Consider the following 14,842-nt stretch of genomic DNA (forward strand, 5'->3'; position numbering starts at 1 on the left):
CCCCTGTTAGTGAGCAACGGCAGCAGCGCCGTGCTCGTCGATCAATGCGCCGGTGTGGAAACGGTCCATCGCAAATGGCTTGGCCAGCGGGTGCATTTCACCCTTGGCCAGGCTTGCGGCAAACACATGGCCCGAGCCAGGCGTCGCTTTGAAGCCGCCGGTGCCCCAACCGCAGTTGAAGAACAGATTAGGCACAGGCGTTTTCGAGATAATCGGGCAGGCGTCCGGGCTGGTGTCGACGATGCCACCCCACTGGCGGTTCATGCGAACCCGCGAAAGCACGGGGAACATTTCGACAATGGCTTGCAAGGTGTGCTCTATGGTCGGGTAAGAACCGCGCTGGCCGTAGCCATTCCATCCGTCGATACCGGCGCCGATCACCAGGTCGCCTTTGTCCGACTGGCTGATGTAGCCATGGACCGCGTTGGACATGATCACACTGTCGATCACCGGCTTGATCGGCTCGGAAACCAATGCCTGCAATGGGTGCGACTCCAGCGGCAGGCGGAAGCCTGCAAGCTTGGCCATGTGCCCTGAGTTACCCGCAGTCACCACGCCGACACGCTTGCCGCCAATGAAGCCACGATTGGTTTCAACGCCAATCACCACGCCGTTTTCCTTGCGAAAGCCTGTCACTTCAGTCTGTTGCAACAGGTCGACGCCCAGGGCATCGGCGGCGCGCGCATAGCCCCAGGCCACGGCATCGTGACGCGCTACACCGCCGCGCCGCTGTACAGTCGAGCCCATGATTGGGTAGCGCGTGTTTTTGCTGCAATCAAGGTAGGGGATTTCTTCGGCGACCTGGCGCGCATCGAGCAATTCACCATCGACACCGTTTAGCCGGTTGGCACTGACACGACGCTCCGAGTCACGCATGTCCTGCAAGGTGTGACACAGGTTATAGACGCCACGCTGCGAGAACATGACGTTGTAGTTGAGGTCCTGGGACAGGCCCTCCCACAACTTCATCGCGTGCTCATAGAGATGAGCCGACTCATCCCACAGGTAGTTGGAACGCACAATGGTGGTGTTACGTGCGGTATTACCGCCGCCCAGCCAGCCCTTCTCGACCACGGCGACGTTTTTCACGCCGAACTCCTTGGCCAGGTAATACGCGGTTGCCAAGCCATGACCACCACCGCCAACGATGATCACATCGTAGACGGGCTTGGGGGTCGGGTTGCGCCACATGCGCTGCCAGTTTTCATGATGACTGAAGGCATGTTTGAACAGGCCAAAGCCAGAATATCGTTGCATGTGATGCTCCTAAATTTGAACCTGACTTAACCCGGCCAATCAACGGTAAACGGGATAGTCCGCGCAGAGACCGCCAGCCAATGCCGCCACTTGTGCTTCAACATCGGCATCACCAAGGTGATCGAGGATGTCGCAAATCCAACCCGCCAAGGCCACGCACTGGGGCTCCTTGAAACCACGGGTAGTGACCGCTGGCGTACCGATACGCAAGCCCGAGGTCACAAAGGGTGATTGCGGATCATTGGGCACCGCATTTTTGTTAACCGTGATACCGGCACGCCCCAAGGCGGCGTCGGCGTCTTTGCCGGTGATGCCTTGCTTGATCAAGCTGACCAGGAAAAGGTGGTTATCGGTACCACCGGAAACCACATCAAAACCGCGCTCGATAAACACCCGGGCCATGGCCTGGGCATTGCTGATGACTTGCGCCTGGTAGGCCACGAAGCCTGGCTCCAGCGCCTCTTTGAAACACACGGCCTTCGCTGCAATCACATGCATCAAGGGGCCGCCTTGCGCGCCGGGGAATACGGCAGCGTTGAGCTTTTTCTCGATCTCTTCGTTGCTTTTAGCCAGGATCAAACCACCACGCGGGCCGCGCAGGGTTTTGTGGGTGGTGGTGGTCACCACGTCGGCAAATGGCAGCGGATTCGGATACAGGCCTGCGGCAACCAAGCCAGCCACGTGGGCCATGTCCACAAACAGGTAGGCACCCACTTTGTCGGCGATTTCGCGGAAACGTGGGAAGTCCAGGGTTTTCGAGTAGGCCGAGAATCCAGCCACGATCATCTTGGGCTTGTGCTCCAGGGCCAACCGTTCGATTTCATCGTAATCAATCAAGCCGGTGCTGGTGTCGATCCCATATTGCACGGCGTTGTACAGCTTGCCGGATGAACTGACTTTGGCGCCGTGGGTCAGGTGTCCACCATGGGCAAGGCTCATGCCCAGGATGGTATCGCCAGCTTGCAACAATGCCAGATACACCGCCGAGTTGGCGGACGATCCCGAGTGCGGCTGCACGTTGGCGTAATCAGCACCAAAGAGTTGCTTGGCACGGTCGATCGCCAGCTGCTCGACCTTGTCGACGAACTCGCAACCACCGTAATAGCGCTTGCCCGGGTAGCCTTCAGCGTATTTGTTGGTCAATCCGCTGCCTTGCGCTTCCATCACGCGCTGGCTGGTGTAGTTCTCCGAGGCGATCAGCTCGATGTGATGCTCCTGACGCCGCTCTTCTTCATTAATTGCGCTGAGCAAGGCGTCGTCGTAACCCTGAATTTGGTCATGCTTGCTAAACATCGCTGATCTCCTGCGGCACAGTATTGTTGGGCTCGGTGTATTGCCGTTTGCAGCGATGGTATGACTCGGCTCAGGCACCCAGATGCCTATGTACGTCATGGGGAAATTCGTTTACGACATGCCCATGTCGCAAATCAGTCACTGCGTGCTGCAGCTCCTGCCGCACGTCCGAAAAGATTGCTTGCTGGCGCTGGCCGGGCGAAAAACCCGTGTTATAGTCTCGGCACAGCGCATTGGTGCCTTGGGCATCAAACCCGCTGCCTTTCATTCAACATGGCTGAAGCACTGATGACGTTCGCGCATGTACTTACTCAAGTTGCCACGGTTATCCTGACCGCTGAGTTCGCGCGACCGCTACCTTTTGCCATCGCACCACCTCCTGTCGCAACAAGCCCAAGCGGCGTATGCCCGCCACCAGCGCCATAACGCTCGCCTGACACCGAAACTTTTTCTGGCTCCAACCTGACGCACTTGCTGCTAATCAGCCCGTGCCCGGAGCCTATGGCTTGACGACAGGAACAACCCAATGAAACTCAGCCAAGCAATGGGGGCATACGCCACCACGAGCCTTTTTGTATTGCTCTGGAGCAGCGGTGCAATTTTCGCCAAATGGGGGCTTGACCACTCCTCGGCATTCGCTTTTCTCTTGCTTCGTTTTGCAATCGCCTTTGGTGCCCTGTTACTTCTCGGCATCTATCGCAAACGCCTGCTGCCGGACAGCGGTACGCGCAAACGGGTTGCCGCCACCGGCCTGCTCATGATCGGCGGCTATTCGGTTTGCTATTTGATGGCACTCGACAAAGGCATCACACCCGGCGTGCTGGCAACCCTGCTGGGCGTGCAGCCCATTCTCACCTTGCTGGTACTGGAAAGACGCTTTGCTGCACGTCGTCTTATCGGCCTGGGCCTGGCACTGGCCGGTTTGGTTATGGTGGTACTGCAGAGCTTGCTTGCAGCTGACTTCTCACTCGCCGGCATCGCTTTTGCGCTGGGCGCATTGGTCTGCGTCACCTGCGGTGCCATTGCACAGAAAAGCATCCAGCAGGAACCCTTCCAGGTGCTGCCGCTGCAATATGCCATCAGCCTGTTGCTATGCCTGGTAGTGGCCCCGAGCCAACCCTTGCACTTTGAACACAGCTTGAGCTTTTTGATTCCGTTGCTGTGGCTGGGACTGGTGATTTCGGTGGTCGCGCAACTCTTGCTGTATCGCTTGATCAGCGCCGGAAACCTGGTCAATGTCACCAGCTTGTTTTATCTGATTCCGGTGGTAACGGCCATCATGGACTACCTGTTTTTCGGCAACCTGCTTTCTGGCCTGAGCCTGCTCGGAATGCTGGCTATCCTGTTGGGGCTGGGGTTGGTGTTTCGCCAACCTAGAACCTGACCGATGCAAGCAATGGGGCAAGGCAATATGACGCTTGCCTCTCCTGGCTCAACCTCGCGTAAAATGCGGCCATACCGCCTGCCCTCACGAGGGGCATTCAGGCAACGGCCAGAAGGACCCAAGATGACCGATCAAACGCAACAGTTCGCCAGTGACAACTATTCCGGTATCTGCCCTGAAGCCTGGGCAGCCATGGCCGAAGCCAACCAGGGCCACGACCGTGCCTACGGAGACGATCAATGGACCGCCCGCGCCGCCGATCACTTTCGTAAGCTGTTTGAGACTGACTGCGAAGTATTCTTTGCCTTTAACGGAACCGCCGCCAACTCACTGGCGCTGGCGGCTCTATGCCAGAGCTACCACAGCGTGATTTGCTCCGAGACAGCCCACGTCGAAACCGACGAATGCGGCGCGCCGGAGTTTTTCTCCAATGGCTCGAAACTGCTGGTCGCAAGCAGCGAAAGCGGCAAGATGACCCCACAATCGATCCGCGAAGTCGCCCTCAAGCGTCAGGACATCCACTACCCCAAGCCCCGTGTGGTAACCCTGACCCAGGCCACGGAAGTCGGTACCGTCTACACCCCGGAAGAAATTCGCGCTATCAGCGACACCTGCCACGAACTTGGCCTTAACCTGCACATGGACGGCGCCCGCTTCTCCAACGCCTGCGCATTTCTCGGCTGCTCACCCGCAGAGCTGACCTGGAAAGCTGGCGTTGACGTGTTGTGCTTTGGCGGCACCAAGAATGGCATGGCCGTTGGTGAAGCAATTCTGTTCTTTAACAAGGACCTGGCCGAAGACTTCGATTATCGCTGCAAACAGGCCGGCCAACTGGCCTCGAAAATGCGCTACCTGTCAGCGCCATGGGTCGGCATTTTGCAAAACGATGCCTGGCTGCATTACGCCCAACACGCCAATAGCTGCGCTCGCCTGCTCGCTGAATTGGTCAGCGACGTGCCCGGCGTCAGCCTGATGTTCCCGGTACAGGCCAACGGGGTATTCCTGCAGATGTCAGAACCCGCCCTGGAAACCCTGCGCAACAAAGGTTGGCGCTTCTACACCTTCATCGGTGCCGGCGGCGCCCGCTTTATGTGCTCCTGGGATACCGATAAAGAACGCGTACGCCAACTGGCCGCCGACATTCGCTCGGCTATGGGTACAGCAGTTTAGTCCACAAGCAAACTTCAAGAACCGCCAACCAAATAATATAACGGGAGCAACTGATCAGTTGCTCCCGTCCTTAGAGTTTTGTTTTTGGCCATTACAGATGGCATATAGAGTTAACTGTTACAGGCCAAAACAATCCAACCCGTACTTTCAATCAAATCAATTGGCATACCCAACATGCTGCGCCAGCACATTGGAGCGACTCAGGGCATAGCTACGAAAACCCAGCACCAATTTAATCTCAATAAATATCATCAAAGATACTTCCTTTGATGATATTTAAAGCCGTGACCAATAAGCTAAAAATCAAAACCCTAGCTTATCAGGATAAAACGACACTGGCGGATGTGTCTTCTTCCACTGTTCAGCAAATACCTTGGCTTGCTCTAATTCTTCAGGAGTCATCTTGGCGGCTATTTCAGGCATAACCTCATCTAAATAGACTTGAATATTACCGCCGCCGTCTAAAACTCTAAGCAGTGATAACAGGCCATAGCCTTTAACCCGATCAAGCGGATAGCCTATCGCATCAGGTTCATGAGCCAGGTACGCACCGTAACTGGAAATAGCTGAAACATAACCCAGCTTACTTGCCTCTGCCATCCAATGACGCACTTCCTCAATATCTTTGCCCTTGGCATGACCATCATTATAAAGAGTGTCTGCATATTGCATCATACCTTTCGGATCCCCCCCTTCAGCGCTAGCCTTGAGCCATTTCTTAACTGCAGCGCTTCGGTTCCATGGTAGGAAGAAACCATTACCCTCTAAATATTTATTTGCTAACAACCACTGTGCTGGTGCGTAACCTGCTTCAGCAGATTGTTTCAGCCACTCTATATCTGCAGTGGCGTTATACATAATATTCATCGCCTCGCTATCACCTTGCTCTGCCAGTGGGCGGGCTGTATTTCTAAGCTGTAACAGCCAATCACCAGCTGACTTAGTTCCGGCAGGGCAGTTTTTCATGATCGAACACAAGTCACTGTCCGCACCCGACAGCCTGAACATTGCGTAATAGTCGCCTTGATTTGCAGCCGCGATGTACCATTTCGCGGCTTCTTTAGTGACGTACCGATGTTCTAGACGTATATCTTCAGCAAGATAATACTGCGCATCTGAGTCACCTGCCTCAGCGGCTATCAGCAAATCGTTATATGCTGGCTTGTATTGGTTAAATAGCGTAATCCCACGTTCTTTAGCAGCTTGCTGCTCAGGGCTAAGTTGCGCGCAGGCCATATTCACAACAGCAAACATCAACGCAACAACCGAAATAGCTTTTCTTAAAAACATAACGCTCACTTTTATATAACTCATTGAGCCGGACCAATATATTCCGCTCGACCTGCCGGTATAAATGTTCGACCATAATAACTACTGCGCTGACAAAAGCCATCCTTCAAGGCACCTAAAGTCATGGTATATGCTTTATATCTTGCTCGCATTCTATTATTAGCCCCGTCCAAGCCTAATACACGTTCAGCCATAAAGTTATCTAATGCCAAGCGATTTTCACAATAGCTCTGGCCTGAAGTTTCTGGCTTGGTGCCAAAGCGATTCATACGAGTGCAGGCCTCTTCAAATTGGCGTTGGGCTTCAGCCAACTTGCCAGTGGCCTGGGCTTGCCTTGTAATCCACCCTAGAATCCGTTCAATTGCCTGCTGTTGAAGTAAGTGACACTGTACTTCGGCATAACGTTGAACCCGGCTTTCGGGCTGCCCATCAATAATCACTGTATTTGTTACAGAGAACGCCTCTGGAGGGCTAATCAGCGTCATTAGCATCGGCCCAAGCGCTTCAGGGATAGCCTCGACAAACCACCGCTCAAGCTCTGCCGGTTTTCTGTAAGTCATGATGCCGTGTGCTATCGGCCCGCCTTTGCCTCCTTGCGTCAGGGCTTCGTACAGGGAAAAAGCCATGTCCATCATGTAGACCATTTTCATGTCGAGACCCACCGCGGCCAGCAGGTTGAGCATAGACATCATGCCAAATGCGTCACTGGTGACCCAGCCTAATGGGCGGTAATGATTTTCTCGCAGTTCACGGCGAAATATATTAATCAGCTCGGCAACCGCTTGGTAACCGACCTCAAAACTGAATACGCCATCCACACCCGGCCCGGCGATAACGGCGGCTTTGATGGTAAGGATCAAACGGTTGTTTTGCAGCGAGATGCTCAACTCGGCCTTGGCACCTATACCTGCCGCAATGCTCAGGTTCGCGCCCAATCGCGCCAGGCTGAGCCACTGATTGTCTTGCGCCACAGTGCTTGCATCCGCTCCTGCTAGTGGAGCGCTACGCAATGCGGCCAGAGCCGCAGGCGGTGCCCAATTGACTGCACCGGTTATCTTGATACCAGCTTGCACTCCGGCGAAGACATTGAACTGCGCCTTGACGCCATCGTCGACGCGCATGTCGCCCGATCCGCTTGTAACTGGCTGGCTGGCATGGGTGCTATTGATGGTACCGGGCGTACGTGTGCCTGGCTGGGATGGATCCAGCAACAGATCATGGCTGGATTTATCTGGCCCAAAGCGCAAGCTGCCAGCCAGCATCAGTGAAGCGCCAGCGTAGCCCCAGGCCAGGATGCTGCAATGGAACGAAAACCGCCCCAGATTCAGCTCTTGCTTAGCCCCTTTATAATCGACATATGTCAGCTTGAGATCGGTTGCAGTGCTTCGCTCAGGTATATCGACCTTGAGCAACTCCACTTCGCCCCGGGCCAAGTCGATATCCAAGGTTGCACTGGCAAAGGCCTGGAAGCCTTCCGCCATTGTAAAGTTTGGCGTGGCAACAGATGCGGCTGAATGGATGCTCGGCTGCGGTGGTGTCAGGCAACGTATAAGCTGCGCCTGCGGGCTTTGATCAAACAGGCGTAATGCAGTACGTGCATCTTGCCTGAACAGTATTTGTTGCAAACGTTCGCCCCACTCAGCGCGGGTGCCGGCATCATCCAAAATGGCTACCTGCCAATGCTGCGTCTGCAAATACTGATAAAACAATTCGATGTCGAACCAGCCTTCGTCGTCGAACCAATTACCGGCTTGGTCTTTTAACTGTTTTGCGCCCTGGCTGAGAAGCCATTCTTGAAACTCAGTTCGCGCCCCTTCAGCGACTGAATTGGCACCACTGACCGAACTGCGTAACTTCGAGGGAGAGTCTTTGAGTAACTTGACGGCATCAGCTTTGAAGTTATCGCCCATGTCCTTGAGGCTAAAGTGGCTGAGTACACTTTTACCGTCGGCAAAGCTGACTTCGCGCAAGGGGAAATGGGTTTTTACCAAGCGCTCCACCGGCTTGGGCTTGAAATCGTCAGGCTGCCATATCAAATGACGGCGTGGGTGCATGCTAGCCACATTCTGTTCAGCAAGCGTTTTCAAGCTCAATTTTTCTGTGAGCAGGGCACTACGCTCCAAACTCTCTGCTTCGACCAAACCTGCTGGGGCTGGCGTGTTCTCACCACTGGCCTCGATCCAGGCTTTGTATTTGTCACTTATGCGCTGAGTAACTTGCAACAAGCGCTGCTCAAGCGATAAGTAGTGTTTGAATGCAGCCACGCCACTATCAAGCCCTGCCCCTGCGGCGCTATCGACCAGGGCAAATTCAGGCAATGCAAGCCCGTAGTCGGCAACCGCAATAATCGCGTCTAGATACTCACTGTACTGAATACCCTGTTCGTTGCTATCGATCCAACTCATATAGGTAGCGAGCTTTGCACGGCAGTTAACAGTACAGTCAAGTGCATCGTCGTAACGCGACTTTCTTTCCGCTAGCAATTTGGCAATTTCATCCAGGCTATAAACCGGAAGCTCGCCCTGGCTAAGCAGTGCATCCCGAGCTTTGAGATAGGTCTCTACACGCTTACGCGCCTCCATGGCTTCGGGGGTAAAAAGGTGTTCGTTTTCGTATGTGTAGCCTTGGCTTTGAGCAATCTGGAGCGCGCGATCACGCAATGAGTCCCACTCGCGGTATAGGGGATCAAGTCGTTGATACTCATCCCAAGTTGGAGTTGCTCGCATACGCGGGTCCATCAGCGCATAGGCACGCTTTTGCAAATAGCGCGCTTCCAGATGAGGCTCTTCGGCCTCAATCTGCAGCATTCTGTCTCTCTGAGCGCCCCCAAGGAAGTTTGCCAGTACTGGCTCCATGAAGTACTCAAGCAGGCCGCTCTCATCCAAGCCTTTTTTGCGCTCATCAGGGCTTTTAGTCGGTGCGATTTGTTGCCCGAGCTTATGCTCAGCTTCTTTAAGCAGCGAGGCGACACGCTCGGGAATTAGCCAGAAAGCCTTCTCGTCCGTGGCATAGATAATGCTGCCATAGCGCGTCGTACAAGGGTGCGCAGCTTCTTCATCAAAGCTTTGCTCACAGGTCGGCAGTTCTTGGGGCAGTGGGTCAAGTTGCAGTACATCGCGAGTGCCTGCCGCCTGATCTGACGATGCCTGAGCGGACGTATCACCCGAGTTTTGCTGCTGGGTTGACGGCCCTGCCTGCGCTGGGCTTGAAGTGTTGTCCATGAGTGATTCCATTCAACTGGATTAGGAAGCGGCGCTCAATGCCTTGAGGTGTTCGATCTTAACAAAGGCTTCATTTCGGCTTTGTAGTATCGCCATGATATTGGCTTGCCCGCTCACTGCCTGACCTGAAACCAGTTCTGGGAGCTGCACTAGATGACGACCCTGGTAGATCCCTTGTTGCACCAACAGTTCAAGGTTGTCGATTATTTGTGGAAGCTGTTGCCCAGTGGGCGCCCCAAATGCCGGATACACTTCATCTATCCAATACACCCAGCGCAAGGTTCGAAAGATAGGCATAACTTTCTGCGGTAGATTAAACAGTTGGTTTTCTAGTGGCAGTTGAGTGCTTTCAGGCGTCTCACGATGCCAGCTCAGCCAATGATCACTTTGGGAATCGAGATAACCAGGCACTGAGCTGTAAACACTGCGCCAAGGCCCCATTAGCTCCGCGCCTTGTGTGCCGCTAACAGCTCCAGCCAAAGCAGCCCAGAAACTCGGTAAGTAATAGGTCGCTAGGCTTTGGCCGCCAGAGCCGTCATTGACCTTTATTAACCACTGGGCATGTGCAAAAGCACGCTGGCCATCATCTGCGCTGATAATAATTCCAGCATGTTTTTCTTTGCATAAATTCATACCCAGCGTGGCCAGCCCAGTCCCTTTTTCGGCACTAAACCAAAGAGGACCGGATTCAGCCAAGTGGCTGTACTCTGTATTACCCAGCAGATACTCCGGGTTCCAGGACTGGCCAATGCCGTATAAGCGCTCTAATGCATCAGGCTGACGCCCTTGATCGATAATAAAATAAAGAACATTAGCGTCGCTGCCAGCGGGTGACTTTTGCGATGGACCCTTCGCGCTCTCTATAAATTGTGTCAAGCCTTCATGCATGGGCAATCCCCCCGACTGCACGCTGTTGCGCTTAGCCTTCCGCACAAAGGTGTCAAGCCCTCTCGCAAAGCTAGCGGCATGGTTGGCTCACCCGCCACATCCGCATCCGCTGGCTTAACCTTGCCCGGCAACAACGGCGCAGCTCCTGTGCCTCGCCCTGCGCTGCCGCCGCTGTTGGATTTGACGCTTGGGCCGACCAGGGTGACGCCGCTGGCGTCGAATTTGATAAAGCTGCCGGAGGCTTTGAAGGTCAGTTCGCTGCCGGCTTCGAGCACCACCTTGAGGCCGCTGGACAGGTGGATTTCGTTACCAGCGTTGATGAACTGGCTGGTGCCGATCTTGATGTGCTGGTTTTGGCCCACGGTGATGTGGTCGCTGGCCTGGACATCGGTCTTGCGGTCCGCGCGGGTGGTGCGGTGTTCTTCGGCCTTGAATTCGCTGTAGCTGTTGGCCACGACTGTGTCGCTGCGCTCGTTGCCGATGCGGATTTTCTGGTCGTGCTCGACGTTTTCGTCCCAGTCTTTTTGCGCATGGACAAAGATTTGCTCTTCGCCCTTTTTGTCCTCGATGCGCAATTCATTGAAGCCACCGCCGCCCGGTGAGCTGAGGCTCTTGAATACACTGCGGGTTTTGTTGGCGGGCAACGCGTAAGGCACCGGGTTTTCTTTGTGATGCAAACAGCCGGTCACCAGCGGTTGATCCGGGTCGCCTTCCAGGAAGCTGACCACCACTTCCATGCCGATGCGCGGGATGGCGATGGCGCCGTAGCCATCACCGGCCCAGCTTGAGGAGACGCGCAACCAGCAGCTGCTTTTGTCGCTGGCAAGGTCGGCTCGGTCCCAGAAGAATTCAACCTTCACCCGGCCGTATTGATCGCAATAGATTTCTTCACCCGCCGGGCCGGTCACGATTGCGCTCTGGGTGCCGAGAATACGTGGCTTGGGGTGCTGCAGGCTGGGCCGGAAAGGCACCGTCCAGGGCGTTGCCTTAAAGCGGTTGCGATAGCCTTGCTGGAAGCCATCTGCGGCTTTGGTATCGCTGGTGACCGACTCTTCCAGCACTTGCGGTTGCTTGCCTTGATGCTGGACTTCAGTCAGCAGCCAAAGATCATTCCATGCCGCACGCGGGTGATCGCTCAACGCCAGGAAGTGGCCACTGACCAGCAGGTGTTGATCCCCTTCGCCTTCGGCCAGTTGGTAGTCGTGACGATGGCGCTCCAGCGCCCGCTGGCTAAGGTGTTTGCCGCGCTCGCGGTCGATAAATCGGCCTGGGTAATCGTAGTCTTCAAGGTCGGGCTTGAACTCGCTTTTGACGGCGGCCTCAAGGGTCATGCGCGGCTTTTCGAAGTCGTAATCGCGGCGCGTGACCCGGCTGGTACGGGTTTCCACCCGCACGCCAAAGCGCTTGATCACCGGGTTGTCGGCAACCAGGCCACTGTCTTGCTGGTAGGCGGTGGGTTCCAGCTTGGGGAAAGGTGTCTGGTCATCGCCAAACACCAGCATGTGGCCTTGCGCGCTGTGCTGAAAGTGGTAGTGAATACCTTCTTCCTCGCACAGGCGCTGGACGAAGTGCAGGTCAGATTCGTCGTACTGCACGCAATACTCGCGCTCGGGGTAAATCGAGCCGAGTTGGAATTGATAGGCATCGGCCTGGATGCCGTGCTCTTCAAGCACCTGGCTGATGATCTGAGCCACGCTCAAGTTCTGAAAAATGCGCTGGTTGACCCGCTGCGACAGGTAATAAAGCTGGGGTCGCAAGCTGATGTGATAACGGGTCAGGCGCTTGCCGGATTCGCCCTGGGCGATACGGTAGATGTGGCCGTGGATACCATTGCCGGCCTGGGACAGCGCGAGAAATGCGCGCTGATGCAAAAAACTTTCAAGGTCGAGGTCCGGGCGCTCGCTGACCAGTTCTAACTCAAATTCGTAAGGCTGGCTGATCGCCTCGCGACCGGTGAATTCGAGAACCTGTAAATCGTGGCCAAGGCCTTCAATATTCAGGCTGAAGTGGGTCTGGTTGGCGGGGGCGAACATCCTTTGTTCCTCTTTTGGAATCTCTGAAAAACTACTGCGCTCGATATTACGGGGCCAGCCCTTGCTGCGTTAAAAAACTGCTCACAGCCTTTCAGAAAGAGGTTCGGCCAGTAAATCTGGCCGAACCTTTTACACAATCGTTTAATCCGTGATTAAGCGATTGGAGTGCGCCAGTCATCCGAACCGGAAGTACCGGATACTTCGTGGGTCCAGACGATTTTGCGGTAGGTGAAGTACACGTCTTCCAGGTGGGTGAAGTGCGACATGTTCGGATCTTGGCAGTTCGGCATGTGCGACTGCACGTCCACGACTACAGCATCTTCCAGTTCGATGGTGAAGTAATGCTCTTGGGTACCAGTCGAAGAGGTGCGGTACCACTCCAGACGGCACTTGTTCAGGCGCTCACCCGAAGTCAAGGCATTGAAAATCAGTGGCGAAGCCTTGTCGAACACCTTGGTGATCATCAGCGGCTTGTGTACGCGCTGACCAGTCGGCTGGCCCGACTGTGGATCACGTGGGATGATGACCTGGTGGTTAAAACCTTGAACCAGAATCTGGTCTTCGTGACCTTCCTGGAAGATGTTGCCGACCGAGTCTTCGGTGAAAGTGCCGGCAGTGATTAAACCTTGTTTTGTGCCTTCGAGGGACAGGTACGCAGGTGTTGGCATGAAAGCTCTCCTTGCCTTGGGTCATGGATCGAAAAAATGATCCGGTGACCAAGAACAGACAACAAGCATGCCATCCAAAAAAATATTCTTTTATTACAGTAGCTTACAAAAAAATCACCAGCAAAACCCCATGGCAAGGCTTAAGAAACCGCATAACCTGCGCAGTTTCCTGCGCACCACTGCGCAATTTGTTGCGCAGCCATCTCCAGCCCTAGTGCTATCTTGACTCTGGCGATAACCGCAACGGATTGCGGGAAATATATGCGCAGAAAATTGCGCAGCGAGATTTAGGCGACGTGGCCAGAATTGAGCAGCAAAATTACTCAAGACACCCTACTTCTACACTTGCGCACCTTGCGCGGCAACCCCGATGCTAAAGGCTGCGAGCAAGTAGATTCAGACCAGACATCAGTGCGAGGTGAAACATGCGTGGAAGTTGCTTGTGCGGGGCAATTGAATATCAGGTCGAGCAACTCGACATGCCCATCGGCCATTGCCACTGCAATACATGCCGCAAGGCGCATTCTGCAGCCTTTGCCACCACGGCGGGCGTTTTGCGCGAACATTTTAGCTGGCTAAAAGGTCAAGACAAACTCAGTAGTTATGAGTCATCACCCGGCAAGCTAAGGCACTTTTGTTCGGTTTGCGGTTCTCAGTTGATAGCCCAGAGGCCCGCGCAAGGCCATGTCATTGTGCGGGTGGCAACGCTGGACGAAGACCCAGGCAGCAGGCCGGCACATCATATCTGGTGTGCGCATGACAAACCCTGGCTGGCACCTGACGACACTGAAATACCGCGCTATCCGGAGTGGCAACCGGGTCGCTAGCCCAGCATACAACCTAAGGATCCAGACCATGCAACTGCAAGGTAAAGTCGCTTTTATCACGGGAGCAGCGAGTGGAATCGGCAAGCAAATCGCTGCAGTTTTTGCTGCGGAAGGCGCCAATGTGGTCATAGCCGATCTCGACTTCAAGGCAGCCCAGCAAACAGCCCAGGTACTGTCTGCCAGCCGTGGCCAGACCCTTGCGGTAGAAGTTGATGTGACCGATGAAGCCCAGGTCAATGCTGGGGTCGAGCTGGCGGCCAAGACTTTCGGCGGCATCGACATCCTGGTCAGCAATGCAGGCATTCAAATCATTCAACCAGTGCAGGAGCTCAGCTATGCCGACTGGAAGAAGATGCTGGCAATCCATCTCGACGGCGCCTTTTTAACCACCAAGGCATGCCTCAAGCACATGTATGCCCAGGGCCGTGGCGGCAGCATCATCTATATGGGCTCGGTTCACTCCAAAGAAGCCTCCAAACTCAAGGCCCCTTATGTCACGGCCAAACATGGCTTGCTGGGGCTGGCTAAAACCGTGGCCAAAGAAGCAGGCCCGGCCGGTATACACGCCAATGTGATTTGCCCCGGTTTTGTGCGCACGCCACTGGTGGACAGGCAAATTCCCGAGCAGGCCAAGGAGCTGGGCATTAGCGAGGAGCAGGTCATCAGCGATGTAATGCTCAAGGACACCGTCGATGGTGAGTTCACCAGCCTGGAAGATGTAGCCCGGGTGGCCCTGCTCTTTGCCGCCTTCCCCAGCAATGCGCTCACCGGTCAATCATTGACCGTAAGTCATGGCTGGAGCATGGAATAA

The 14,842-nt window shown here is 54.9% G+C and carries 11 protein-coding genes; 4 read left to right on the forward strand and 7 right to left on the reverse strand.

What is annotated here, in order from left to right; genetic code table 11:
• Positions 1 to 6: 6 nt before the first annotated feature.
• Together CHB79_RS17550 and glyA are read right to left on the reverse strand one after the other, a co-directional pair.
• The gene (locus CHB79_RS17550; protein WP_089360846.1) at positions 7 to 1,257 is read right to left on the reverse strand and encodes a sarcosine oxidase subunit beta; all 1,251 of its coding nucleotides are present in this window, start codon (positions 1,255 to 1,257) and stop codon (positions 7 to 9) included.
• Positions 1,258 to 1,296: 39 nt separating this feature from the next.
• Complete coding sequence (gene glyA, locus CHB79_RS17555; RefSeq protein ID WP_089360847.1) at positions 1,297 to 2,550, reverse strand: serine hydroxymethyltransferase; 1,254 nt, start codon at positions 2,548 to 2,550, stop codon at positions 1,297 to 1,299.
• Between the two features lie 526 nt (positions 2,551 to 3,076).
• Here glyA and CHB79_RS17565 point away from each other — a divergent pair.
• Together CHB79_RS17565 and CHB79_RS17570 are read left to right on the forward strand one after the other, a co-directional pair.
• Positions 3,077 to 3,934, forward strand: a complete 858-nt coding sequence (locus CHB79_RS17565; protein WP_089360849.1) for a DMT family transporter — start codon at positions 3,077 to 3,079, stop codon at positions 3,932 to 3,934.
• A gap of 123 nt (positions 3,935 to 4,057) precedes the next feature.
• On the forward strand, positions 4,058 to 5,104 hold the full coding sequence (locus tag CHB79_RS17570; RefSeq protein WP_089360850.1) for a threonine aldolase family protein: 1,047 nt from the start codon (positions 4,058 to 4,060) through the stop codon (positions 5,102 to 5,104).
• A gap of 303 nt (positions 5,105 to 5,407) precedes the next feature.
• Here the strand turns inward: CHB79_RS17570 and CHB79_RS17575 are convergent, their stop codons facing one another.
• The 5 genes from CHB79_RS17575 to CHB79_RS17595 form a co-directional block, all read right to left on the reverse strand.
• Positions 5,408 to 6,418, reverse strand: a complete 1,011-nt coding sequence (locus tag CHB79_RS17575) for a tetratricopeptide repeat protein (protein ID WP_089360851.1) — start codon at positions 6,416 to 6,418, stop codon at positions 5,408 to 5,410.
• The gene (locus CHB79_RS17580) at positions 6,415 to 9,615 is read right to left on the reverse strand and encodes a hypothetical protein (RefSeq protein WP_089360852.1); all 3,201 of its coding nucleotides are present in this window, start codon (positions 9,613 to 9,615) and stop codon (positions 6,415 to 6,417) included. The genes CHB79_RS17575 and CHB79_RS17580 overlap by 4 nt, the downstream gene beginning before the upstream one ends.
• Positions 9,616 to 9,636: 21 nt before the next feature.
• Positions 9,637 to 10,503 carry a DUF4123 domain-containing protein gene (locus tag CHB79_RS17585; protein WP_089360853.1) on the reverse strand — a complete coding sequence of 289 codons (867 nt, stop codon included), beginning with the start codon at positions 10,501 to 10,503 and terminating at the stop codon, positions 9,637 to 9,639.
• Positions 10,488 to 12,536, reverse strand: coding sequence for a type VI secretion system Vgr family protein (locus tag CHB79_RS17590; RefSeq protein WP_089360854.1), 2,049 nt, complete (start codon positions 12,534 to 12,536; stop codon positions 10,488 to 10,490). The genes CHB79_RS17585 and CHB79_RS17590 overlap by 16 nt, the downstream gene beginning before the upstream one ends.
• Positions 12,537 to 12,688: 152 nt before the next feature.
• Positions 12,689 to 13,204 (reverse strand): Hcp family type VI secretion system effector, encoded by a 516-nt coding sequence (locus CHB79_RS17595; protein WP_010485868.1) that lies wholly within the window; start codon positions 13,202 to 13,204, stop codon positions 12,689 to 12,691.
• Between the two features lie 425 nt (positions 13,205 to 13,629).
• On the opposite strand from CHB79_RS17595, the gene CHB79_RS17600 reads away from it, so the two are divergent.
• Positions 13,630 to 14,031, forward strand: a complete 402-nt coding sequence (locus tag CHB79_RS17600) for a GFA family protein (protein WP_089360855.1) — start codon at positions 13,630 to 13,632, stop codon at positions 14,029 to 14,031.
• A gap of 28 nt (positions 14,032 to 14,059) precedes the next feature.
• Positions 14,060 to 14,842 carry a 3-hydroxybutyrate dehydrogenase gene (locus CHB79_RS17605; RefSeq protein ID WP_010485864.1) on the forward strand — a complete coding sequence of 261 codons (783 nt, stop codon included), beginning with the start codon at positions 14,060 to 14,062 and terminating at the stop codon, positions 14,840 to 14,842.

The organism is Pseudomonas segetis (assembly GCF_900188155.1).
In the GTDB taxonomy this organism is placed as follows: domain Bacteria; phylum Pseudomonadota; class Gammaproteobacteria; order Pseudomonadales; family Pseudomonadaceae; genus Aquipseudomonas; species Aquipseudomonas segetis.